This window comes from Bacteroides sp. AF25-5LB, from assembly GCF_003602965.1.
In the GTDB taxonomy this organism is placed as follows: Bacteria; Bacteroidota; Bacteroidia; order Bacteroidales; family Bacteroidaceae; genus Bacteroides; species Bacteroides uniformis.
The window spans coordinates 52,397-76,931 of sequence record NZ_QTMC01000017.1 but is presented as its reverse complement, the minus strand read 5'-3'; the positions used below and the strand labels follow the sequence as shown (position 1 = coordinate 76,931).

General features: G+C 47.5%; 15 protein-coding genes. 14 read left to right on the top strand and 1 reads right to left on the bottom strand.

Annotated features, from left to right (window positions below; genetic code table 11):
• Positions 1-82: 82 nt before the first annotated feature.
• From DWY57_RS16745 to DWY57_RS16720, 5 genes are all read left to right on the top strand, one after another.
• The gene (locus DWY57_RS16745; protein WP_117966301.1) at positions 83-4,633 is read left to right on the top strand and encodes a translocation/assembly module TamB domain-containing protein; all 4,551 of its coding nucleotides are present in this window, start codon (positions 83-85) and stop codon (positions 4,631-4,633) included.
• A 9-nt stretch (positions 4,634-4,642) separates the two neighbouring features.
• Positions 4,643-6,997 carry a BamA/TamA family outer membrane protein gene (locus tag DWY57_RS16740; RefSeq protein WP_117966304.1) on the top strand — a complete coding sequence of 785 codons (2,355 nt, stop codon included), beginning with the start codon at positions 4,643-4,645 and terminating at the stop codon, positions 6,995-6,997.
• A gap of 126 nt (positions 6,998-7,123) precedes the next feature.
• Positions 7,124-8,035, top strand: a complete 912-nt coding sequence (locus DWY57_RS16735; protein ID WP_117966307.1) for a nucleotidyltransferase — start codon at positions 7,124-7,126, stop codon at positions 8,033-8,035.
• A gap of 452 nt (positions 8,036-8,487) precedes the next feature.
• Positions 8,488-8,820 carry a DUF3795 domain-containing protein gene (locus DWY57_RS16725; RefSeq protein WP_034528899.1) on the top strand — a complete coding sequence of 111 codons (333 nt, stop codon included), beginning with the start codon at positions 8,488-8,490 and terminating at the stop codon, positions 8,818-8,820.
• 235 nt (positions 8,821-9,055) lie between these two features.
• The gene (locus tag DWY57_RS16720; protein ID WP_165853618.1) at positions 9,056-9,832 is read left to right on the top strand and encodes a class I SAM-dependent methyltransferase; all 777 of its coding nucleotides are present in this window, start codon (positions 9,056-9,058) and stop codon (positions 9,830-9,832) included.
• A 74-nt stretch (positions 9,833-9,906) separates the two neighbouring features.
• On the opposite strand, the gene DWY57_RS16715 is transcribed toward DWY57_RS16720, so the two are convergent.
• Positions 9,907-10,755: a helix-turn-helix domain-containing protein gene (locus DWY57_RS16715; protein WP_117966310.1), complete on the bottom strand. Its 849-nt coding sequence runs from the start codon at positions 10,753-10,755 to the stop codon at positions 9,907-9,909.
• Between the two features lie 220 nt (positions 10,756-10,975).
• Here DWY57_RS16715 and DWY57_RS16710 point away from each other — a divergent pair, with 220 nt between their 5' ends.
• From DWY57_RS16710 to rodA, 9 genes are all read left to right on the top strand, one after another.
• Positions 10,976-12,469 carry an ATP-binding protein gene (locus tag DWY57_RS16710; RefSeq protein ID WP_117966313.1) on the top strand — a complete coding sequence of 498 codons (1,494 nt, stop codon included), beginning with the start codon at positions 10,976-10,978 and terminating at the stop codon, positions 12,467-12,469.
• A gap of 104 nt (positions 12,470-12,573) precedes the next feature.
• On the top strand, positions 12,574-14,535 hold the full coding sequence (locus DWY57_RS16705; protein WP_119962124.1) for an ABC-F family ATP-binding cassette domain-containing protein: 1,962 nt from the start codon (positions 12,574-12,576) through the stop codon (positions 14,533-14,535).
• A 20-nt stretch (positions 14,536-14,555) separates the two neighbouring features.
• Positions 14,556-16,592, top strand: a complete 2,037-nt coding sequence (locus DWY57_RS16700) for a M13 family metallopeptidase (RefSeq protein WP_117966316.1) — start codon at positions 14,556-14,558, stop codon at positions 16,590-16,592.
• Between the two features lie 160 nt (positions 16,593-16,752).
• Complete coding sequence (gene purH / locus DWY57_RS16695; RefSeq protein WP_016274217.1) at positions 16,753-18,276, top strand: bifunctional phosphoribosylaminoimidazolecarboxamide formyltransferase/IMP cyclohydrolase; 1,524 nt, start codon at positions 16,753-16,755, stop codon at positions 18,274-18,276.
• Between the two features lie 122 nt (positions 18,277-18,398).
• Complete coding sequence (locus tag DWY57_RS16690; RefSeq protein WP_005828544.1) at positions 18,399-19,421, top strand: rod shape-determining protein; 1,023 nt, start codon at positions 18,399-18,401, stop codon at positions 19,419-19,421.
• Positions 19,421-20,266: a rod shape-determining protein MreC gene (mreC, locus tag DWY57_RS16685; RefSeq protein ID WP_005828542.1), complete on the top strand. Its 846-nt coding sequence runs from the start codon at positions 19,421-19,423 to the stop codon at positions 20,264-20,266. Before DWY57_RS16690 ends, mreC begins: the two co-directional genes overlap by 1 nt.
• A gap of 113 nt (positions 20,267-20,379) precedes the next feature.
• Positions 20,380-20,883, top strand: a complete 504-nt coding sequence (gene mreD / locus DWY57_RS16680) for a rod shape-determining protein MreD (RefSeq protein WP_005828540.1) — start codon at positions 20,380-20,382, stop codon at positions 20,881-20,883.
• A gap of 19 nt (positions 20,884-20,902) precedes the next feature.
• Positions 20,903-22,771, top strand: a complete 1,869-nt coding sequence (gene mrdA, locus DWY57_RS16675) for a penicillin-binding protein 2 (protein WP_117966324.1) — start codon at positions 20,903-20,905, stop codon at positions 22,769-22,771.
• A 70-nt stretch (positions 22,772-22,841) separates the two neighbouring features.
• The gene (rodA, locus tag DWY57_RS16670; RefSeq protein ID WP_061412063.1) at positions 22,842-24,299 is read left to right on the top strand and encodes a rod shape-determining protein RodA; all 1,458 of its coding nucleotides are present in this window, start codon (positions 22,842-22,844) and stop codon (positions 24,297-24,299) included.
• Positions 24,300-24,535 lie beyond the last annotated feature (236 nt).

Genomic DNA, 24,535 nt, shown 5'->3' with positions numbered 1-24,535 from the left:
TTTTTCTCTATCGGGAACCAAATGTCGAAAGAAATTGTTTACTTTGTAGGACTTTTAAATACGATGAAAGATTGACGTTCCGATGAGAAGAAAATGGTTGAGAATAGCACTGTGGGTGCTGCTTACTCCTATTATACTGTTTATAATATTGATGATACTGCTCTATGTGCCTCCCGTACAGAATTTGATACGGAAGCAGGCTACAGCAATTGCATCAGATGCTACGGGTATGGACATATCTGTGGAGCGGATTGACCTTCGCTTTCCTTTGAATTTGTTGGTTCGCGGTGTATTGGTGGTACAGCCTGCCGACAGTGCTGTTGAGGTGCAGCATCCCGATACTTTGCTGAATCTTGGAAGTTTGAACGTGCGGGTGCAGGCATGGCCTTTACTCAAAGGGAAAGTGGAGGTGGATGACATTACCCTGAAACAAGTTGCTGTTAACTCTTCCAATTTAATGGAAGGTATGTGCATCAAAGGGGTACTGGGGCATTTCTTTTTCGAAAGCCATGGCATAGACCTTACAAAAGAAGATGCTATTCTCAATAATATAGAATTGAGCGATACCCATGTGCAGGTAATGCTTGCAGATACCACTGAGACTCCCAAGGACACTACTGACACTGCGTTAAACTGGAAAGTCACACTCCATACCCTGAAGTTGAAGAACGTCTCGGTCGATTTACAGATGCCATTGGACTCCATGGGGCTGAAAGCCCATATCGGAAATGCTGAGATTGCGGACGCTGCTGCCGACCTGAAACACCAGTTCTATGGCTGGAGAAAATTCCTGCTGACTGGAACTTCTGTCAATTATGATACCGGCGGCCCGGGGAGTGCGATAGGTTTCGACCCCTCGCACATTGCTCTTCACGACATTCGTATGGGCATTGATTCTGTGATGTACTACGGTAGAGATATGAATGCCGTTATCCGGGAATTTTCCATGTATGAGCGTTCCGGTTTGAGTGTAACTTCCCTGACCGGGCGGTTGTTTGCCGACTCTACCGTTATCCGTATCCCTTCTTTGAAGTTGCTGACACCTCATAGTGAGATGAATCTTACGGCACAGACTTACTGGGAACTGATAAATATACCTACCACCGGCCGTTTGACAGCCCGTTTCAATGCCCGTATCGGCAAACAGGATGTACTGCTTTTTGCCGGTGGCCTGCCGGAAACTTTCAAGGAAGCCTATCCGTTCCGTCCGTTGGTGATTCATGCCGGTACGGAAGGAAACCTGAAGCAGATGCAGATTTCCCGTTTTACGGCTGAGCTGCCCGGAGCCTTTTCGTTGAGTGGGGGAGGAGAATTCTGGAACCTGGCCGACAGTGTGAAACGCAATGGAAACATGGACTTCGAGATGCATACGCAGAACTTGAACTTCCTGACCGGACTAGCTGACATTGCTCCCGATGGCTCCGTCATCGTGCCGGACAGTATGCACCTTGCGGCACGTGTCGGTATGGAGGGGGCGCAGTGCACTGCCGCCCTGAAACTGCAGGAGAAGGAAGGCGCCTTGAATCTGGATGCCGCCTATAATCTTGCTACGGAAGCCTACCATGCCGACCTTGCCATCAACAACTTGCAGGTGCATCACTTCCTGCCCAAGGACTCTATTTATACTCTTACGGTAAAGATGTCCGCTAAGGGACAAGGGGTGGATGTGGCATCACGAAAGACTGTGGCTGCTTTGAATGCCTCCTTGGAAAAACTACAGTATGGCCATTGGGACATTTCCGGTGTGGATGTGCATGCCGGACTCAAGTCATCCGTTGCTACTGTCCGTCTTGCCAGCGATAATGTTCTTCTCAAGATGCAGGGAAATGCAGATATGCGTCTTGACCGCAGCTATCTGGATGGCGCTTTGGATTTGAATGTGGAAGAGGTGAATCTGCACAAGCTGGGGTTGGTGCCCCGACCGTTGAAACACCCATTTGCCTTTACAATGGGAGCGGAGGCACGTCATGATTCTCTCGAGTTGAGGCTTGATGCCGGTGACTTGAATCTGCGTTTCCGCGCTCATAGCACGTTGAAGAAGTTGATGGAACAGTCGGATAAATTTGTCTCTATCCTGACAAAGCAGATTGATGAACGGCGTTTGGACCATGCCGCTTTGCGACAAGTCCTTCCTTCAGCCGGCATGCATCTGGAAGCCGGTAACCAGAATCCCGTCAGCTATTTCCTGGCTGCAAAGGGTATTTCCTATAATGATTTCAAACTGAGCTTCGGATTTACTCCGCAAGTCGGCATCAATGGGCGTACAGCTGTTCACGGATTGCGCATGGACTCCTTGCAGCTCGATACAATATTTTTTACAGTAAAGCAGGATACTGCCCGCATGAAGTTGCAAGGTGGTGTCATAAACGGTCCCAAGAACCCGCAGTTTGTGTTCCGCAGTACACTGACGGGTGAAGTCCGTAATGAAGATGCGGAGCTGACTGTGGATTATGTGGATGGAAAAGGGCAGACCGGTGTGCTGTTCGGTATTAACGCCCGTCCGTTGACCGAAGGACATGGTCGCGGTGATGGTGTGCTGCTGAACCTTATTCCTGCCGAGCCGATTATCGCTTTCCGTAAATTCCACTTTGCGGACAATAGTAACTGGATTTATCTGCATAAGAATATGCGCGTCTATGCCAATATTGATATGGACAGCGACGATGGTCTGTGTTTCCGTATGCAATCCGACAAGAATGATACCCTTTCCTTGCAGAATATAAACGTAGAACTGAGCCGATTGCGCCTGGATGAACTTACGGAGGTACTTCCTTATATGCCTCGGCTTACGGGATTGTTCTCCGCCGAAGCAAATTATATACAGACTGCCACTTCCCTGCAGGTGTCCGCCGAAGCCAATGTAGAGAAACTGACCTACGAACGCCAACCGGTTGGAGATATAGGTCTGGGGGCTACCTGGTTGCCGGGCGACAAGAATACGCACTATTTGAATACCTATTTTACACATGATAACGAAGAAGTGATGACCGCCGACGGTATCTTGACGCAGAAGAACGGAAAGGATACTCTGGAAGTGTCCACTCGTTTCGAGCATTTCCCATTGAAGATGGCCAATGCATTCATCCCTGACCAAATGGTGGCCTTTACCGGAGATATTGATGGAGGGCTTTATATTTACGGTTCGCTGGATAAGCCTCAAATGCATGGTGATATTGTTTTGGACAGTGTGTCTGTCTATGCACGCCAGGCGGGAGCACGTTACTGGTTCGACAACCGTCCGGTGCAGATAAAGGACAATCAGTTGATATTCGATAAGTTTGCCATTTATACCACCAGCAAGAATCCGTTTACGATTGACGGTAAGGTTGATTTCCGGAATATGGAGCGTCCTACTGCCAACCTCAATCTGCTGGCAGAGAACTATACGTTGCTGGATGCACCGCGTACCCGCGAAAGTCTGGTATATGGAAAGGTGTTCGTTGACTTGCATGCCACGGTGAAGGGACCGCTTGACGGGCTCACGATGCGTGGAAACATGAATCTGCTGGGCAATACCAACGTAACCTACGTGTTGACCGATTCCCCTTTAACGGTGGAAGACCGTCTCAGTGGGCTGGTTACCTTTACCTCATTCACCGATACGACGTCGGTAAAGGCGGATGAAGTTCCTGCCATGTCGTTGGGAGGATTGGAAATGTATATGTCCGTCCATATTGACGATGCTGTCCGTCTTCGTGCCGACTTGAGTCCCGACCGCAGCAAATACATCGAACTGGAAGGTGGCGGTGATTTGAATATGCAGTATACTCCCCAAGGGGATATGAGCCTTACCGGACGCTATACCCTTTCGGGTGGCGTCATGAAATATTCGCTGCCTATCATCCCCTTGAAGGAGTTTCAGTTCAATCCCGGCAGTTATGTGGATTGGCGAGGGAATATTATGAATCCTACGCTAAGCCTAAAGGCTACGGAACGTATGCGTGCTTCTGTGGCCGACGGTGACGGGGACGGTTCGCGCATGGTGAACTTCGATGTTTCCATTTCCATCAAGAACAGGCTTGACGCTCCCGATCTTATATTCGATATTTCGGCGCCCGAAGATGGCACAGTAGAGAATGAGCTGCAGGCAATGGGGGCAGAAGAGCGTAGTAAGCAGGCTATTGCGATGCTTGCTACGGGTATTTACTTGAATAGCGGCGCCAAAGGAGGAGGTTTGTCAATGGGAGCCGCCTTGAACTCAGTGCTTCAGAGCCAGATAAACTCCTTGGCGGGAGGTATAAAAGGTGCCAATATCAGTGTAGGTGTGGAAGACCGTACCTCTGCTGAAACGGGCGACACGCAGAAAGACTTCAGTTTCCGTTATTCCCAGCGTTTCTTCAACGATCGCGTACAGATAGTCATCGGTGGAAAAGTATCCACCGGGGCCAATGCGACGAACGATGCGGAATCATTCATTGACAATATATCGCTGGAATACCGTCTTGATGCGTCGGGTACCCGATATGTCCGTGTATTCCATAATAAGAACTACGAAAGCATACTCGACGGTGAGATAACCGAAACGGGTGTTGGCCTTGTGCTGCGCCGGAAGATGGACCGGTTGGGTGAACTCTTCATCTTCAGGAAGAAAAAGATAAAACCGGAGGCTGAAAACAGCGATATGAAAAAGTAGGAATGTGATATGAAACGACTGATATTATATATTGCAGGATTGATATTTCTGGCAGGTTGCTCCACCACGAAGCACTTGCCCGAGGGGGAGATACTCTATACCGGACAAAAGCCGATGATTGTATTGAACCGCAGTGAAACGTCTGTTGGCGAGATTGCCATGGAAGAGGTGGAAGCCGCCCTTGCTACGGCACCGAACAATTCGTTGCTGGGGAGCTCTACTATCCGCTATCCCTTTCCTTTCGGACTGTGGATTTACAATGGTTTCCAGAAGTATGAGAAGGGACTCGGAAAGTGGATATTCAATAAATTTGCCGCCACTCCGGTGCTTCTGTCTACGGTGAATCCCGATATACGTCAGAAGGCGGCGGTTAACTTGCTGCGCGATTACGGCTATTTCAACGGAAGCGTCAGCTACAAGACATTTATCGACCCGAAAGACTCGCTGAAGGCAAAGTTGCAATATACGGTGAACATGCGTAATCCTTACTTTATAGATACGGTGTACTATCGTGGTTTCAACCAACGTACCACTCGCATTATGGAGCTGGGGCGCCGACGTTCCCTTATCAGTCCGGGAGAACAATTCAATGTGGCTGATCTGGATGGGGAGCGTACCCGTATCAGTACCCTGCTGCGTAATGTGGGCTGTTATTATTTCCGTCCCGACTACCTGACCTATCAAGCCGATACCATGATGGTTCCTAATGGGCATGTCCAGATGCGCTTGATTCCCGTTCCCGGTATGCCAAAGGTAGCCGAGAAGCAGTTCCGTGTGGGGCGTAAATCCGTATATCTTCTTGGAAAGCAGGGGCAGGAACCCAATGACAGCATGGATTACAAAGGCTTGACCATACATTACTACAACAAACCTCCGGTACGTCCCAATATGCTTTACCGTTGGTTGAACTATCAAGGTTATCGGCGGAAGCGCCAGATACAGGACAGCGCAGGTATTGCCCGCCAGCGTTCTATGCAGAGTTTGTATAGTTTGTACCGTCAGACCCGTATTCAGGAGCGTCTGGCAAGCGTCGGTATTTTCCGTTATGCGGAGATGCAGTATATACCACGTGATACGGCGTTTGTGTCTGATACATTGGATGTGAAGGTCATTGCCGCGCTCGATAAACCCTACGATGCGGAATTGGATTTTAATGTCACCATGAAGAGTAATAACCAGACGGGACCGGGTGCCGCTTTTACGGTGACGAAGAATAATGTCTTCGGTGGTGGTGAAAGCTGGAATGTGAAGTTGAACGGTTCGTACGAATGGCAGACGGGCAAGGCAAGTTCTTCCCTAATGAACAGCTATGAACTGGGTATCTCCACTTCGCTTATCTTTCCGCGCGTGGTGTTTCCCAGGATGGGCGACCGTGAGTATGACTTCCCGGCTACAACGACTTTCCGTTTATATGCCGACCAGATGAACCGTGCCAAGTATTATAAGCTGTTGGCTTTTGGCGGTAATGTCACTTATGACTTCCAGCCCAAATCGACTTCCAGGCACAGTATAACTCCTTTCCGGTTGACATTCAATGTACTGCGCAATCCTACTGCCGCTTTCGATACGTTGCGTGCCGAGAATCCAGCACTCTACGTTAGTTTGCGCGACCAGTTCATTCCTGCCATGGAGTACACCTATACTTATGACAACGCTTCCGTGCGCGGCAAGCGTAACCCCATCTGGTGGCAGACCACCGTTGCGTCGGCCGGTAACCTGACTTCTGCCGTCTACCGTATTTTCGGCAAGCCGTTCAGTGAGGAAGGAAAGAAGCTTTTCGGGGTACCTTTTGCACAGTTCCTGAAGTTGAATTCGGAATTCAGGTACCATTACCGGATAGACAAGAACCAGATGATTGCTTCGCGTATTGCGGGAGGGGTAATATGGTCGTATGGCAACGCTACGACCGCACCTTATACGGAACAGTTCTATATCGGTGGTGCCAACAGTGTGCGCGCCTTTTCTGCACGCAGTATAGGTCCGGGCGGTTATCCTCCCGAGACGGATAGGAAATATACCTATATCAACCACGTGGGTGATATTCGCATGGAAGCCAATATCGAGTATCGCTTCCGTATGATTGCCGACTTGCATGGAGCCGTATTCTTGGATGCCGGCAATGTATGGCTGATGCGTAAAGATGAAAACCGCCCGAATGGTGAATTTACGTTGAAGAATTTCCCGAAACAGATTGCTTTGGGCACGGGATTTGGCTTGCGTTACGATTTGGACTTTCTTGTTTTTCGTCTGGACTTGGGTATCGGGCTGCATGATCCGTATGATACCGGGAAGTCGGGGTATTATAATATTCCCAAGTTCAAGGACAGCATGGCGTTGCATTTTGCCATCGGTTATCCGTTCTAAATGTACCTTTTTGAACGGATAGTGGTAAAGAATGAACTAAAACTCCCTTCTGTCAGCCATAAATTTTTGTACATTTGCAGCCGTTATCAACTGTGATATACTAACCTTTTTAAATAATAACTAAATATGAAACCAACTTTATTCTTATTGGCAGCCGGCATGGGCAGTCGTTATGGTGGCTTGAAACAATTGGACGGACTGGGCCCGAATGGCGAAACTATCATGGATTATTCTATTTACGATGCCATCAATGCCGGTTTTGGAAAGCTCGTTTTCGTAATCCGTAAAGATTTTGAGCAGGATTTCCGCGACAAGATTATTTCCAAATACGAAGGCCATATCCCCTGCGAACTGGTATTCCAGTCCATCGATGACCTTCCCGAAGGCTTCACCTGCCCCGAAGGCCGTACCAAACCTTGGGGAACCAACCATGCTGTAATGATGGGTGCCGATGTAATAAAGGAACCGTTTGCTGTTATCAACTGCGACGATTTCTACGGTCGTGATTCCTTCCAGGTAATGGGCAAATTTCTTGCAGCCCTTCCCGAAGGTTCCAAAAATGTATATTCCATGGTAGGCTTCCGCATCGGTAATACATTGAGCGAAAGCGGTACCGTATCCCGTGGTTTGTGCGGAACGGATGCAAACAACTTGTTGACTTCTGTAGTAGAGCGTACCCAGATTCAGCGTATGGACGGCGAGGTGAAGTACATCGATGATAACGGTGAATGGACTGCCACTCCCGAGACGACTCCGGTCAGCATGAACTTCTGGGGCTTTACTCCCGATTACTTTGCTTACAGTGCAGAGTTTTTCAAGAGCTTCCTGAGCGACCCGAAGAATATGGAGAATCTGAAAAGCGAATTCTTCATCCCGCTGATGGTGGATAAGCTGATTAACAATGGCACTGCTACCTGCGAAGTGCTCGATACAACCAGCAAGTGGTTCGGTGTGACTTATCCCGAAGACCGTCAGAGTGTAGTCGACAAGATTCAGGCTTTGGTGGATGCGGGTGAGTATCCTGCGAAGCTGTTCTAAAGTAAGACGGAAGGATAACTTGATTCGCATTAATTTATTGGGTAAAAGAACAAAAGGACAAATATGGGGAAGGCGTTTGCCAGAGCTATATTTGTTCTTCTGTTTTCTGTTCACGAGGTGTCTGGTGCAAGCATACTGAAATGTTGGAACAGAACCCTGCATTGGGCTTACCGATATTGGAACCTTTGAAATCAGATTACTCCAAGTATGTCCGGAACAGCGTAGGGAATTGGTTAAATGATGCAAGTAAGACGCAATCCGGATTTGTAAGGAAGCTTTGCAGGCGTTAGGAAAGTGAAACGAAAGAGACCAAGTATATCGTTAAGAAAGCGCTGAGGACTGTCGGTAAATGAGTGTCTGTTCCAAGGTATGGGGTGAGTTTTGGGCTTACTGAATCGATGTGCGGGAAAAGGGGCATTATATCCTCAAACATAAATCGTTATAACCAAGTGATGAAACAATTAATTGCATGTTGCGGGTTGGATTGCGAAAATTGCGCCGCCCGTATAGCCACTGTCAATAATGACGATGAGCTGAGAGAGAAAACTGCCAAAGAGTGGAGTGTGCTGAACAATACGCCGGAAATTACGCCGGAAACCATCCATTGTATGGGGTGCCGTGCAGACGGGGTGAAGTTTGCCTATTGCAGCGATTATTGTGCTATCCGCAAATGTGTGTACGAAAAAGGTTTCAATACTTGCGGCGACTGTAAGGAACTGGATACTTGCCAGGTGGTAGGTGCGGTTCTTCAGCATGCGCCCGGTGCAAGGGAAAATCTTTATTAACCGTAAAATCTTTGATTAAATAAAATATTGCTTATCTTTGCAGTATGACAAAGACATTTAAATCGGATTTGGTTTTGTAAACAATCTGTGTTCCCTGCACAGATTGTCCCCCCTTCGTTTACTCTCGGATAACTTCTTTCGAGAGTGTTTTCCTATTGTTATAATTCAAGTTTAATCCGCATATTATGCTGAAGGTATTGTGATACTTTCCGTATATGCAAAATATAGTAAGAAAATGAGTAACGAAAATAAAACTATCCACGATTTCGAACTTAATTTAATCTGTGACTTTTTCTCCAATATGGAACGACAAGGCCCTGGCAGTCCTGAAGCGACGTTGAAGGCATTGAGCTTTGTAGACGGTCTTACCGATGAATCCTTTATTGCCGATATCGGCTGTGGAACGGGTGGCCAGACAATGGTAGTAGCTGGCCATGTGCCGGGGCGGATTACAGGAATTGACCTTTTTCCCGGCTTTATTGATATCTTCAACCGTAATGCAAGGCAGTTAGGCTTGCAGAACAGAGTAAAAGGAATTGTCGGTTCAATGGATGCCCTTCCTTTCGGTGAGGAGGAGCTGGATATGATTTGGTGTGAAGGTGCTATCTATAACATTGGCTTTGAACGTGGCTTGAAGGAGTGGCGTAAGTATCTGAAACCGGGAGGGTATATTGCCGTCTCCGAGAGTTCATGGTTTACGGACGAACGCCCTGCGGAAATCAATGACTTCTGGATGGACGCTTACTCTGAAATGGATACACTTCCCAATCAGGTGACCAAGTTGTACAAGGCAGGTTATCTTCCCGTTGCTACATTCATTTTGCCGGAGAATTGCTGGACAGAGCATTATTTTGCTTCAAAGGTTGCGGCTCAGGAGATTTTCCGTAAGAAATATGCCGGTAATAAAATTGCCGAAGAGTTCAGCTTACTCCAAATGATTGAGGATGAACTGTACGGCAAGTATAAGGAATTTTACGGTTATGTGTTCTTTATTGCCAAGAAGGTAGGCTGATGACGGACTTCTCTTATTGAGGAATGCGGGTATTCTCAGGACAGAATATCCGCATTTTGGGTTTTGAGTAGATTTTATTGTTTTGAGGATGTACGGAACTTCTGAGGAGGTATTCCCGTATGACGTTTAAAGAATTTGTTGAAGAAGGCCGCATTATTAAAACCTAGACTCACGGCTATATCCTTTATCGGAGTGTTGGCGGTACAAAGCTGTGCTTTGGCATCCATGATGATAGTATTGTTGATGATTTCCATGGCTGTATGTCCTGATTCCTTTTTGACAAGGCGGCAAAGAGCTGCCGGCCTCATATTCATTTTCAATGCATAATAGGACACTTGATGCTCCCGGACATAGTCTGTGTGTACCAATCGGATAAAAATGCGGTATTGGTTGAAATGCCTGCTGCCCGGAGTTTCTTTTATCCTAGGGTGTTCCGGACAGAGTTCGGATATGCCTTGTAACAGATATGCCAGTAGAGTTTGCAATGAAACTAGACTTGAGGGGCTTTCTGTTCTTTGATAGAGGTGTGACAAATAGGTCATGAACTCAGCATAAAGCTGGAAGTTCTTTTTCGATAGAGGAAAAATATAGTGTTTACCTATAATGTGAAACTTATCCATCATGACCTTACCGACTCCTGCACTTTGGATAAGTTGTTTGGAAAATATGACGACATATATTTCAGTATCGTCTGACGTGTGTAGTAATTGTACGAAGGTCTCAGGAGGAATAGCTAGGAGAACGTTAGCTTCAACCTTGAATTGGGTATGGTTTATGATGGTTTTCAGAACTCCTTTGATACACAAAACGAAGATACTGGCCTTGGTGTGGTATGGCTTTTTCACTAGCGGATTCAGTTCACTGGTTGTGATATGATTGCAGGCAATGAACTCGTCATTTATATTGAATTCGGATATATTCATGTTGGAGATTTTAAGACGCAAAAATGGGGGATAATAATGTATAAATGACAGAGGTAACAGTTAAAATCAATATTACGCTCAACTTATCTCTGTTAAATAAGGTAAAGTTGTGAATAATAGAATATATACATATTAAAATGGAATATTGATTTATAAGGGTTTGTTTGTGGTATAAGCATTTTAACCCGAACTTTGCTTCTTGTATGATAAACCAATTCTGATGAATCCGAATGTTCCTCAAGAAGTACGTATAATAAATGCCATCTCCGAGCAGTTGTTCAACTCATGGCCCGTCAGCATTATTATGATTGATTTGGAAGATTGTATCTGGCGTCTGAATCAGCAGGTGATGAATGAACTCCAATTGAATGAGTATGTGATAGGGCGGCGTATCACTGACTTATTGGAGGTGGTATGTGATAAAAAGAATGTGTTAGAAGACCTTTTGCTGCAACTTCGGGAGAGGGATGTGCGGATTATTCCCTTAGATACCAATTGCTTTATACGTGAATTGAAGAGTGGTATAAGTTTTCTGATACAAGGTGCTATGGTGGGAATTCATGAAGATGGACAATTGGTGAGGATTGTACTCTATTTCAGGAATGTGTTGGAAGAACGGACACAGAAGCATTTGCTGAATATTGCGCTGAGTCGTACCCAGATATTTCAATGGTCTTTCGACATGGAACATAATCTGATGATTATAGAACCGCGTTATTTTGAATATTTGGGGATTCCTACGCGTGACTATACGCTGACGCCTGAGGAATTCGCATTTCTGATTCATCCGGACGACCGGAAGGGAGTGTTTGATGCTTTGGCTTTACAGTTGCATGGTAATTTGTACGAATGCCCAGTGGAATACCGTTTACGGCGGGGAGACGGCAAGTGGGAGTGGTTTGAGGCGCAATCTACCTATGTGGGGCAATTGACGGATTTGCCGTTCCGTATCATCGGTATTTGCATGAGTACGCAGAAATACAAGGATACGGAGAATAAATTGAACGAGGCTTTGCAGAAAGCGCAACGTAGCGATGAGTTGAAGAGCGTATTTCTTGCTAATATGAGCCACGAGATACGTACGCCGCTAAATGCCATTGTGGGCTTCTCTACACTACTGGCTTGTGGGGATGCCGACTTGTCACGGCAGGAGATTATGGAATTCACGTCTTTGATTGAAAAGAACAGCCAGTTGTTAATGGTGTTGATTTCAGATATTCTGGATTTGTCCAAGATAGAATCGAACACAATGGAGTTCCATTTTGAGAAGGTTTCTTTAAATGGCATATTGGAAAGCATTTACAGTGCGCAGAAGATGAATCTTCGGAAAGGAGTGGAGTTACTGCTAGACCTTCCGGACCGGGCAGCAGTTATCTATACAGATCCTACGCGTTTGGGGCAAGTTGTCAACAATCTTATCAATAATGCGGTGAAGTTCACTGCTGAAGGACGCATAACCATAGGGTATAGGCTGAAGGACTTTGCTACATTGGAAGTCTTTGTGGAAGATACGGGAACTGGCATGTCGGAAGAAGTTCTGGCGCACATTTTTGAACGTTTCTATAAGGGAGATGCTTTTGTGCAGGGCACGGGATTGGGATTGGCCATTTGCAGGACTATCGTTGAAAGGTTTCATGGAAAAATAGAAGTGGCCTCATCTCTTGGCAAGGGGAGCCGCTTTGCAATTGTCCTTCCGCAGGAAATGCGGGAGTAGTGTTCTCTTTCTTGGATATTTGATGTAATTATGTGAGCGTATGATATTGTATAACGTTGAAAATCGCTACCTTTGCAGTCTTGAACGATAAATTCATTGACACTATGATATCTGTAGAAGGACTGAAGGTAGAATTTAATGCCACTCCTCTGTTCGAAGACGTCTCTTATGTTATCAATAAGAAAGACCGTATAGCTCTTGTCGGCAAGAATGGTGCCGGTAAGTCCACCATGCTCAAGATATTGGCTGGCATTCAGCAGCCCACTGCCGGCATTGTTGCCGTTCCTCGCGAATGTACTATCGGGTATTTGCCCCAAGTGATGATACTCAGTGACAAGCGCACCGTGATGCAGGAGGCTGAACTTGCCTTCGAGCATATTTTTGAGATGCAGGCGGGCATCGAACGCATGAATCAGCAACTTGCCGAACGTACCGACTACGATAGTGAGGATTACCAGAAACTGATTGACCGCTTCACCCACGAAAACGAACGTTTCCTTATGATGGGAGGCACCAACTACCGTGCCGAAATAGAGCGCACGCTCCAAGGACTGGGCTTTAGCCGCGAGGACTTTGACCGCTCTACAAGCGAGTTTTCCGGTGGTTGGCGTATGCGTATAGAGCTTGCCAAGCTGTTGCTTCGTCGTCCGGATGTGTTGCTGCTCGACGAGCCTACCAACCACCTTGACATCGAGAGTATCCAGTGGTTGGAGAACTTCCTTTCCACCCGTGCCAATGCGGTGGTGCTTGTCAGCCACGACCGCGCCTTTTTGAACAATGTCACTACGCGTACCATCGAAATAACTTGTGGACGCATTTACGACTATAAAGTGAAATACGATGAGTTCGTGGTGCTTCGCAAGGAGCGCCGGGAGCAGCAACTGCGTGCTTACGAGAATCAGCAGAAGCAGATACAAGATACGGAAGACTTTATCGAGCGTTTCCGGTACAAAGCTACCAAGGCTGTGCAGGTGCAAAGTCGCATCAAGCAACTTGAAAAGATAGAACGTATCGAGGTGGATGAGGAAGACAACTCCTCTTTGCGCCTGAAGTTTGTTTGCAGCAGCCGTAGCGGTAATTATCCCGTCATCTGCGAGGATATGGAGAAATCCTACGGTGAGCACATTGTTTTCCATGATGTGAATTTGACCATCAACCGAGGAGAGAAGGTTGCTTTTGTTGGTAAGAACGGCGAAGGAAAGTCTACGCTTGTAAAGTGTATTATGGGTGAGATTACGGATTATACCGGAAAACTTACACTGGGACATAATGTGCAGATTGGATATTTTGCCCAGAACCAGGCACAACTTTTGGATGAGAACCTAACTGTATTCGATACGATTGACCACGTGGCCGTAGGGGATATCCGCCTCAAAATTCGTGATATTCTGGGTGCTTTCATGTTCGGCGGTGAGGCTTCGGATAAAAGGGTGAAGGTGCTCAGCGGTGGAGAGCGTACCCGGCTTGCCATGATAAAACTGTTGTTGGAGCCGGTGAATTTTCTGATTCTCGACGAACCTACGAATCATCTTGACATGCGTTCCAAAGATGTACTGAAGGAAGCTATCCGCGATTTTGACGGGACGGTGATAATAGTCAGTCATGACCGTGATTTTCTGGACGGACTTGCGACTAAAGTATACGAGTTTGGTGGCGGACTGGTGAAGGAACATTTGGGAGGAATTTATGATTTCCTGCAAAAGAAGCAGATAGAGAGCCTGAATGAGTTACAGAAATCTCCTTCACTTTCCGCTTCGCCCACTGCCGGTAAGGCGGCATCAGGAAATGCTGGTGCAGAACTGGCTCAGCCCTCGGCTGCCAAGCTCTCCTATGAGGAGCAGAAGGAGCTTAACAAGAAACTTAAGAAGCTGGAACGCCGCGTTGCCGATTGTGAAGCGGAGATAGAGCAGACGGAGGCTGCCATTGCCATTCTTGAGGCTAGGATGGCTACACCGGAGGGTGCTTCGGACATGTCGCTTTATGAGCAGCACCAAAAACTGAAAGAGCAGCTTGACCGTGTGATGGAAGAGTGGGACGCGGCTACTGTAGAGTTGGAGAATCACTAACTATTATATTTTATATATTTATGAAAGCAAATCATTTGTTACCCATTGCAGCATTCTGTCTGATGACGGCATCCTGCAACACCGGCAAGCAGCAGGCTGAACTTACAGCAGGCATCCAGCTCGCCAATCTTGACACAACGGCTCTACCCGGAACTGACTTTTACCAATACGCATGTGGCGGTTGGATGAAGAACAATCCGATTCCTGCTGAATACTCACAGTACGGTTCTTTCACTATCCTTGCAGAAAACAACCGCAAGCAGATTCAAGGACTGATTGAAGAACTTGCCGCCACCCAGCACGAAGCCGGCAGCGTGGCACAAAAAATCGGTGACTTGTACAAAATCGTAATGGACAGCGTGAAGCTGAACAAGGACGGTGTGGCCCCCATCAAGGCTGAACTCGACCAGCTGGCTGCTTTGAAGGACAAGAAAGAGCTTTATGCCTTGCTGGGCGATATGCAGAAGAAAGGTATCATCGTCTACAACGTGCTGTATGTTGGCGCTGACGAAATGAACAGTAGCATGAATGCCGTACAGACCTATCAGACCGGGCTGAGCATGGGCGAACGTGAATACTATCTGGAGAATGATGAGGCTACTGCCAAAATTCGTGATGCTTTCCGTACACATGTACAGAAGATGTACCAGTTGGCTGGTTTCGACGAGGCTACTGCCAAGAAAGGTATGGAGGTGGTGATGGATGTGGAAACACGTCTTGCCAAGGCTTTCCGCTCTCGTACGGAGTTGCGTGACCCACATGCCAATTATAACAAGATGAGCATGGAAGAGTTGAAGAAGAATTATCCTACTTTCGATTGGGATGCTTATTTGTCTGCCATGGACTTGAAGGATGTGAAGGAAATCATCGTAGGCCAGCCCGCTTCACTGAAAGCTGCTGCCGATATCCTGGATACGCTGCCCATTGAACAGCAGAGCCTTTATTTGCAATGGAAATTGATTGATTCTGCCGCAAGCTTGCTGAACGATGCTATGGCAGAACAGAACTTCGACTTCTACAGCCGCACTATGAGCGGTACACAAGAGATGCAGCCCCGCTGGAAGAGAGCGGTAAGCACTGTAAGCAGCGCGCTGGGCGAAGCTGTAGGTCAGATGTACGTGGAGAAATATTTCCCTGCTGCTGCCAAGGAGCGTATGGTTACTTTGGTGAAGAACTTGCAGGAAAGCCTGGGCGAACGTATCAAGAATCTTGCCTGGATGGGTGATTCCACTAAGGTGAAAGCTCTGGAGAAACTGGCTACCTTCCATGTGAAGATTGGTTATCCCGACACTTGGAAAGACTACTCCACACTGGAAATCAAAAACGACTCTTACTGGGCAAACATGGAACGTGCCAACGAGTGGAGCCATGCCGAAATGATAGCCAAAGCCGGCAAGCCGGTGGATAAGGATGAATGGCTGATGACTCCGCAGACCGTCAACGCATACTATAACCCGACTACGAACGAAATCTGTTTCCCCGCCGGTATCCTGCAATATCCTTTCTTCGATATGAATGCGGATGACGCCTTCAACTACGGTGCCATCGGTGTGGTAATCGGTCATGAAATGACTCACGGATTCGACGACCAGGGTCGCCAGTACGACAAGGACGGTAACCTGAAAGACTGGTGGACTGCTGAAGATGCCAAGAACTTTGACGAGCGTGCCCAGGTGATGGTGAACTTCTTCGATAGCATCGAGGTTGCTCCGGGCGTATATGCCAACGGACGCATGACATTGGGTGAGAATATTGCCGACCACGGTGGTCTGCAGGTTTCTTATCAGGCATTCAAGAAAGCTACGGCTGCCAATCCGTTGCCGGTGTTGGATGGTCTTACTCCCGAACAACGTTTCTTCCTGGCATACGCAGGTGTATGGGCCAATGATATTCGTCCCGAAGAAGTGCTGAACCGCACGAAGAGCGATGTGCATTCATTGGGCGAATGGCGTGTAAACGGTGCATTGCCGCAAATCGGTGCTTGGTATGAGGCATTTAACGTGACAGAAAAAGACCCGATGTTCTTGCCGGTAGAAAAACGTGTATCTATTTGGTAAACCAACAAAATAACCCTTAAAAAAAGGCGGCAGACTGGAAACAGATGCCGCCTTTTTTAATTATACCTAATTTATTGTGTATGAATGTATGTATGAATAAACAAAATTTGTAACTTTGCGCATCAAATACTAATATACGCATACTTTAATACGCAAATCCATGTCTGAAACAAAAAGAATCAAAACAGCTCTGGTATCTGTTTACCATAAGGAAGGTTTGGACGAAATCATTACCAAACTGCATGAAGAAGGTGTAGAGTTCCTCTCAACCGGTGGAACACGTCAGTTTATAGAATCTCTGGGCTATCCCTGCAAGGCAGTGGAAGACCTCACTACATACCCTTCCATCCTGGGCGGACGCGTAAAGACTTTGCATCCGAAGGTTTTTGGAGGTATCCTTTGCCGCCGCGGATTGGAGCAAGACATGCAACAGATTGAAAAATATGAAATTCCCGAAATAGACCTCGTCATCGTTGACCTCTATCCGTTTGAGGCTACAGTTGCCAGTGGTGCCGAAGAACCTGCCATCATCGAAAAGATTGACATAGGCGGTATCTCCTTGATTCGTGCCGCTGCCAAGAATTATAACGACGTGGTTATCATCGCTTCGCAAGCACAATATCAGCCGTTCCGCGACATGCTGATGGAACACGGAGCCACTACTACCATCGAAGAGCGCCGTTGGTTTGCCAAAGAGGCGTTCGGAGTGTCTTCACACTATGATTCTGCCATCTTCAACTATTTCGATGGCGAGGAAGGTTCCGCTTTCCGTTGCTCTGCCAACAGCCAGAAGACTTTACGCTATGGCGAGAATCCGCATCAGAAAGGTTATTTCTATGGCAATATTGATGCTATGTTCGACCAGATTCACGGTAAGGAAATCTCTTATAACAACCTGCTCGACATCAATGCTGCCGTTGACTTGATTGACGAATTCAAGGATACTACTTTCGCTATCCTGAAACATAACAATGCTTGTGGACTGGCTTCACGTCCCACTGTGCTCGAAGCATGGAACGATGCGCTTGCCGGTGACCCGGTATCCGCTTTTGGTGGTGTGCTCATCACGAATGCCGTGGTTGACAAGGCTGCTGCCGAAGAAATCAATAAAATTTTCTTTGAGGTGATTATCGCTCCCGATTATGATGTGGATGCGTTGGAAATCCTCGGTCAGAAGAAGAACCGTATTATCCTGGTTCGCAAGCCGGCAGCTCTGCCTAAGAAGCAGTTCCGTTCTTTGCTGAATGGCGTATTGGTTCAGGACCGCGACCTTAAGGTGGAAACTCCTGAAGAATTGAAGACTGTAACTACGAAGGCTCCCACTGCACAGGAAATCGAGGACATGCTCTTTGCAAACAAGATTGTGAAGAACAGTAAGTCGAATGCCATTGTGTTGGCAAAAGGAAAGCAGTTGTTGGCAAGCGGTGTAGGCCAGACCAGCCGTGTAGATGCTTTGAAGCAGGCTATCGAGAAAGCCAAGAACTTCGGTTTCGACTTGAATGGCGCTGTAATGGCAAGTGACGCATTCTTCCCTTTCCCCGACTGCGTGGAAATTGCCGGCAATGAAGGCGTAACAGCCGTCATCCAGCCGGGTGGAAGCATCAAGGATGAACTCTCGTTTGAATATTGCAACGAGCATGGCATTGCCATGGTAACTACTGGGTTCCGTCACTTTAAACACTAATTCGGATTTACGATTTGACGATTTACGATTTACGATTGAAGTTACATCGTAAGTCTGAATCTCAAATTGTAAACAAGAGGAATATCAATCGTAAATCGTAAATAGTTAAATCGTAAATATTAATGGGATTATTCTCCTTTACACAAGAAATAGCGATGGACCTTGGCACAGCCAATACCATCATCACCACGAATGGCAAGATTGTGGTGGATGAGCCTTCGGTGGTGGCTTTGGACCGTCGTACCGATAAGATGATTGCCGTGGGTGACAAGGCAAAGATGATGCACGAAAAGACCCACGAAAACATACGTACCATCCGTCCGTTGCGCGACGGTGTGATTGCTGACTTCTATGCTTGCGAGCAGATGATACGCGGACTTATCAAGATGGTGAACAACCGTAACCGTCTTTTCTCTCCGTCACTCCGCATGGTGATTGGTGTTCCTTCGGGCAGTACCGAAGTGGAGCTGCGTGCCGTGCGCGACTCTGCCGAGCATGCCGGCGGGCGCGACGTTTATTTGATTTTCGAGCCGATGGCTGCTGCCATCGGTATCGGTATCGATGTAGAGGCTCCCGAAGGCAACATGATTGTTGACATAGGTGGTGGTTCTACGGAAATTGCCGTAATCTCTTTGGGAGGTATCGTAAGTAACAACTCCATCCGCATTGCCGGTGACGACTTGACTGCCGATATTCAGGAATACATGAGCCGCCAGCACAACGTGAAGGTCAGCGAGCGTATGGCTGAGCGTATTAAGATTAATGTGGGTGCTGCCTTGACGGAACTCGGTGAGGATGCTCCTGAAGACTATATCGTTCATGGTCCGAACCGCATCACGGCATTGCCCATGGAAGTGCCGGTATGCTATCAGGAAGTGGCGCATTGCTTGGAGAAGTCTATCTCTAAGATTGAGACAGCCATTTTGAGCGCATTGGAAAATACGCCTCCCGAATTGTATGCCGATATTGTTCACAACGGTATCTATCTTGCCGGTGGCGGTGCATTGCTTCGTGGACTGGATAAGCGTCTGACTGATAAAATAAACATACCGTTCCACATTGCGGAAGACCCCTTGCATGCCGTTGCCAAAGGTACGGGCGTGGCATTGAAGAACGTTGACCGCTTCTCATTCTTGATGCGGTAATGCGAAATTTATTAAACTTTCTCATTAAATATAATTACTGGTTCCTCTTTCTTCTGTTAGAGGTTGCCAGTTTTATTTTATTATTTCGCTTTAATCATTACCAGCAGAGTGTGTATTTCACCTCTGCCAATGGCGTGGCGGGGAAGGTTTATGAAATATCGGGTGGCATCACTTCCTATTTCCACTTGAAGACGGCCAACGAAGACCTGCTCGACCGCAACATGTGGCTGGAGCAGCGGCTTTCGTTTCTGGAAAATGTCTTGAAGGAGAAAGGATTGGACTCTGCCAGGTTGTACAGCATGGAACGGCTTGCTCCTACGGAGTATCAGATATTCAAGGCGAATGTCATAAAGAACAGCTTGAACAAGGCTGACAATTATATCACTTTAGACCGTGGAACAACAGAAGGTATCCGTCCTGAGATGGGAGTTGTAGATGCCAATGGCGTGGTGGGTATTGTGTATAAGACCTCTCCCCATTACTCGTTGGTCATTCCGTTGCTGAACAGCAAGTCGAGCATCAGCTGTAAGATTGTGGGCAGTGATTATTTCGGTTATTTGAAGTGGGAGGGAGGTAATTCCCGTTTTGCCTATCTGAAGGATTTGCCCCGGCATGCCGAATTCAATCTGGGAGATACAGTAGTGACCAGCGGCTATTCCACCGTGTTTCCAGAAGGTGTCATGGTGGGGACGGTGGATGACATGTCTGACTCGCACGACGGGCTTTCGTATCTGTTGAAGATAAAGCTGGCTACGGACTTTGGAAAGGTGAGCAATGTGCGCGTCATTTCCCGCAACGGGCAGGATGAACAAAAGGCATTGGAGTCGAGGGCAGACGAGAAGTGACTAAGAAATTAGGGATTAGGGGTTAAGGGTTAAGGATTAGGGATTAATCATCTTTATATCTTATAACTTATACACTCAATAACTTGTAACTCGTAACTTATAACTCATTAGCGTTGTTAATTAATTATCTGCATAAAATAGGATGGTTCATAGGCTTGGTACTGTTGCAGGTGCTGATATTGAACAATGTGCATATTGCAGGATATGCCACTCCATTTCTGTATATCTACTTGATACTGAAGTTTGAGTCGGACACTCCCCGCAATGCGTTGATGTTGTGGGCATTCTTTTTAGGGCTGGCTGTCGACGTCTTTTCCGACACACCGGGGATGAACGCTGCCGCTACGGTGTTGCTGGCTTTCTTGCGCCCCACTTTCCTGCGGCTGTTCGTGCCTCGTGACACGCTGGATACACTGGTTCCGGCCATCCGTACAATGGGGATTCTTCCTTTCCTGAAATATCTGGTTGTGAGTGTGCTGATACATCACGGCTTGTTGCTTACCCTCGAATTCTTCTCTTTTGCCCATATCGGTACGCTGTTGTTGAGAATTGCGGCAAGTACCCTGCTTACTGTGACTTGTATTATGGCTGTTGAGGGAATAAGAAAGAAAGGATAAAGGGATTAAGGATTAGGAATTGATGAAAGACTATACACTGGAAAAGCGGAAATATGTAATTGGAGCGGCGGCTATTGTCATCGTTCTTATTTACGTGTTCCGGCTGTTCGACCTGCAAATCATGACTGATGACTACAAGAAGAACGCGGACAGCAACGCTTTTCTGAACAAGATACAATATCCATCACGGGGGGCTATCTACGACCGTAACGGTAAGTTGCTCGTGTTTAATCAGCCTGCCTATGATATTACGTTTGTGCCTCGGGAGGTGACGCAGCTGGATACACTCGACCTTTGCAGTGCCTTGAACATTACCCGTGAACAGTTTGACAAACGGATGAAGGACGTCAAGAACCGCTGGATGAACCCCGGTTATTCCAAATACACCCATCAGGTGTTCATGACGCAGCTTTCTGCCGAAGAGTGCGGTGTGTTTCAGGAGAAGCTGTTCAAATTTCCAGGTTTCTATATTCAGCGGCGTACTATCCGCCAATATACCTATAACTCTGCCGGCCATTTGCTGGGGGACATCGGCGAAGTGTCCAAGAAAGACATTGAGAACGATGACTATTATATTCGTGGAGACTATATAGGCAAGCAAGGCATTGAGAAATCCTATGAAAAGTATCTGCGTGGAGAGAAGGGGGTGGAGATTCTGCTTCGTGACGCTCACGGGCGCATCCAGGGACACTACATGGACGGACAGTTGGACCGTTCCTCCGTACCCGGCAAGAACCTGACGTTGGGCATCGACATTGATCTTCAGATGTTGGGAGAACGACTGCTTCAACACAAAATCGGTGCCATTGTGGCCATCGAACCGGCTACGGGTGAGATACTATGCATGGTTTCCTCGCCTACCTTTGACCCTCATCTGATGATAGGGCGCCAGCGGGGAAAGAACCACCGCCTGCTGCAGATGGACAAGCGGAAGCCTTTGTTGAACCGTGCCATCATGGGAGCTTATCCGCCGGGCTCCACCTTCAAGACGGCACAGGCACTGACTTTCCTTCAGGAAGAGATTATCCACGAAGATTATCCGACTTTCCCTTGTGCGCATGGTTTCAATCATAAAGGCCTTCATGTGGGATGTCACGGACATGGTTCGCCTCTGTCTCTGATTCCTGCCATAGCTACCTCTTGTAATTCCTATTTCTGTTGGGGATTGTACCGCATGTTCGGTGATAAAAAATACGGTTCGCCGCAGAATGCCATTACCGTATGGAAAGACCACATGGTGTCGCAGGGCTTCGGCTATCGGCTCGGTACCGACCTACCTGGCGAGCAGCGTGGCCTCATACCGAATGCCAAGTTCTACGACAAGCCCTATCGGGGCTCGTGGAACGGTCTGACGGTTATCAGTATCGCTATCGGGCAGGGAGAGATTCTTGCTACACCCTTGCAGATAGCCAATCTGGGTGCCACCATTGCCAACCGGGGGCATTTCATTACTCCGCACATCGTGAAGGAGATAGAAGACAATGAACTGGACAGCATCTATCGCAATCCCCGTTATCCCACCATCGACCGCGAATATTATGAAATGGTGGTGAAAGGTATGCGTGCCGCTGTAGACGGAAGTACGGGTAGCGCCACTTGCCGCATGGCGGGAGCCATCCTGCCGGGTGTGGAGGTCTGCGGAAAGACGGGTACGGCACAGAACCGCGGCAAGGACCATTCTGTCTTTATGGGCTTTGCCCCGATGGACAACCCTAAGATAGCCATTGCCGTCTATGTGGAGAACGGTGGTTTCGGTGCCACGTATGGCGTACCTATCGGTGCCATGATGATGGACCAGTATCTGCATGGAAAGCTGTCGCCCGAGAATGAGATACGGGCGGAAGAATTCAGTAACCGGGTGATACTTTACGGAGATGAGGAGAGATGATGATTAGGGGTTAGGGATGAACGGTGAGTGACTTCAATAGTAAATAGTAAATCGTAAAATTGTAAATAAATTGGTGACGAGGAGAGATAGCATATGGAAATCATTGGACTGGGTGACGATTGTCGTTTACCTGCTGCTGATTGTATTCGGCTGGTTCAGTGTTTGTGGAGCAAGTTATGATTATGGTGACCGTGACTTTCTGGACTTCTCTACGCGTGCCGGCAAGCAGTTTGTCTGGATTATATGTTCTTTCGGGTTGGGGTTTGTGCTGCTGATGCTGGACGATTCCCTCTATGACATGTTCTCCTACCTTATATATATAGGGCTGATGCTGTTGCTGATTGTCACGATATTCATTGCGCCCGACACGAAAGGGTCGCGGTCGTGGCTCATCCTGGGGCCGGTCAGTTTGCAGCCGGCGGAGTTTGCCAAGTTTGCCACGGCGCTGGCGCTTGCCAAGTATATGAGCGCCTACTCGTTTACGATGAAGAACTGGAAAAGTTCCCTTATGCTGGCTTTCCTGATTCTCTTCCCCATGTTGCTGATTATCCTGCAGCGGGAGACGGGTTCGGCATTGGTGTACTCTGCATTTTTCCTGATGCTTTATCGGGAGGGAATGCCGGGCGTGGTACTGTTCTCGGGTATATGTGCAGTGGTCTACTTTGTGGTGGGCATCCGTTTTGATGCGGTGATGATTGCCGATACGCCGACGCCTATCGGAGAATTTGCCGTGTTGCTGATGGTACTGCTTTTTGCCGGAGGAATGGTATGGGTTTATAAAAAGCGTTGGGAACCCACGCGGAATATTATCGGCGGTTCGCTGGGAGTGCTGCTCGTGGCTTATCTGATTTCGGAATACGTGGTACCCTTCAACTTGGTGTGGGTGCAGTGGGGGCTTTGTGCACTTGTTGTCGGGTATCTTGTCTTTCTTTCTTTAAGCGAGCGCCATTTATCTTATTTTCTGATTGGGCTGTTTGCTTTGGGTTCGATAGGTTTCCTCTACTCCAGCGACTACTTCTTCAATAAAGTGCTGGAGCCCCATCAACAGATACGTATCAAGGTGGTGCTCGGTATGGAAGAGGACCTTGCTGGTGCCGGCTATAACGTGAACCAGTCGAAGATAGCCATCGGTTCCGGGGGGCTGACCGGCAAAGGTTTCTTGAACGGTACGCAGACAAAGCTGAAGTATGTGCCGGAGCAAGATACGGACTTCATTTTTTGCACCGTGGGTGAGGAGGAAGGATTCGTAGGGTCTACGGCTGTACTGTTACTGTTCCTTATTCTTATTTTACGGCTGATTGCCGTGGCCGAGCGGCAGCAATCTCCCTTTGGCCGGGTGTATGGTTACTCTGTGCTTAGTATATTCTTGTTCCATCTATTCATCAATATAGGCATGGTGCTGGGACTGACCCCCGTCATCGGTATCCCGTTGCCTTTCTTCAGTTACGGAGGTTCTTCTCTTTGGGGATTCACAATCCTGCTGTTTATTTTCCTGCGGATTGATGCGGGACGTAATCGCCGAATTTAGTTATGACCGTTTCCTTGTGGGACATACGAATGGACTTGATTATCATTACATTGCATTTGCACATTGTTGACATCGTAATGTAAAGGCTGTTACATCGCATTGTAACGTCCTTTACGCTGTATTGTAACGACCTTTACATGCTGGTGTAACGGCCGATACATTCTGGCGTAAAAGACGTAACGCTATGAGGTAAGAGGGCAAGTTATGATACCCCGCCCGTTTCCGCTTCAAGGAGA

What these genes read in the sequence shown, in the direction of transcription:
- DWY57_RS16745 (WP_117966301.1), top strand. Translation starts at nt 83, where the DNA reads ATGAGAAGAAAATGGTTGAGAATAGCACTGTGGGTGCTGCTTACTCCT.
- DWY57_RS16740 (WP_117966304.1), top strand. Translation starts at nt 4,643, where the DNA reads ATGAAACGACTGATATTATATATTGCAGGATTGATATTTCTGGCAGGT.
- DWY57_RS16735 (WP_117966307.1), top strand. Translation starts at nt 7,124, where the DNA reads ATGAAACCAACTTTATTCTTATTGGCAGCCGGCATGGGCAGTCGTTAT.
- DWY57_RS16725 (WP_034528899.1), top strand. Translation starts at nt 8,488, where the DNA reads ATGAAACAATTAATTGCATGTTGCGGGTTGGATTGCGAAAATTGCGCC.
- DWY57_RS16720 (WP_165853618.1), top strand. Translation starts at nt 9,056, where the DNA reads ATGAGTAACGAAAATAAAACTATCCACGATTTCGAACTTAATTTAATC.
- DWY57_RS16715 (WP_117966310.1), bottom strand. Translation starts at nt 10,755, where the DNA reads ATGAATATATCCGAATTCAATATAAATGACGAGTTCATTGCCTGCAAT.
- DWY57_RS16710 (WP_117966313.1), top strand. Translation starts at nt 10,976, where the DNA reads ATGAATCCGAATGTTCCTCAAGAAGTACGTATAATAAATGCCATCTCC.
- DWY57_RS16705 (WP_119962124.1), top strand. Translation starts at nt 12,574, where the DNA reads ATGATATCTGTAGAAGGACTGAAGGTAGAATTTAATGCCACTCCTCTG.
- DWY57_RS16700 (WP_117966316.1), top strand. Translation starts at nt 14,556, where the DNA reads ATGAAAGCAAATCATTTGTTACCCATTGCAGCATTCTGTCTGATGACG.
- purH (WP_016274217.1), top strand. Translation starts at nt 16,753, where the DNA reads ATGTCTGAAACAAAAAGAATCAAAACAGCTCTGGTATCTGTTTACCAT.
- DWY57_RS16690 (WP_005828544.1), top strand. Translation starts at nt 18,399, where the DNA reads ATGGGATTATTCTCCTTTACACAAGAAATAGCGATGGACCTTGGCACA.
- mreC (WP_005828542.1), top strand. Translation starts at nt 19,421, where the DNA reads ATGCGAAATTTATTAAACTTTCTCATTAAATATAATTACTGGTTCCTC.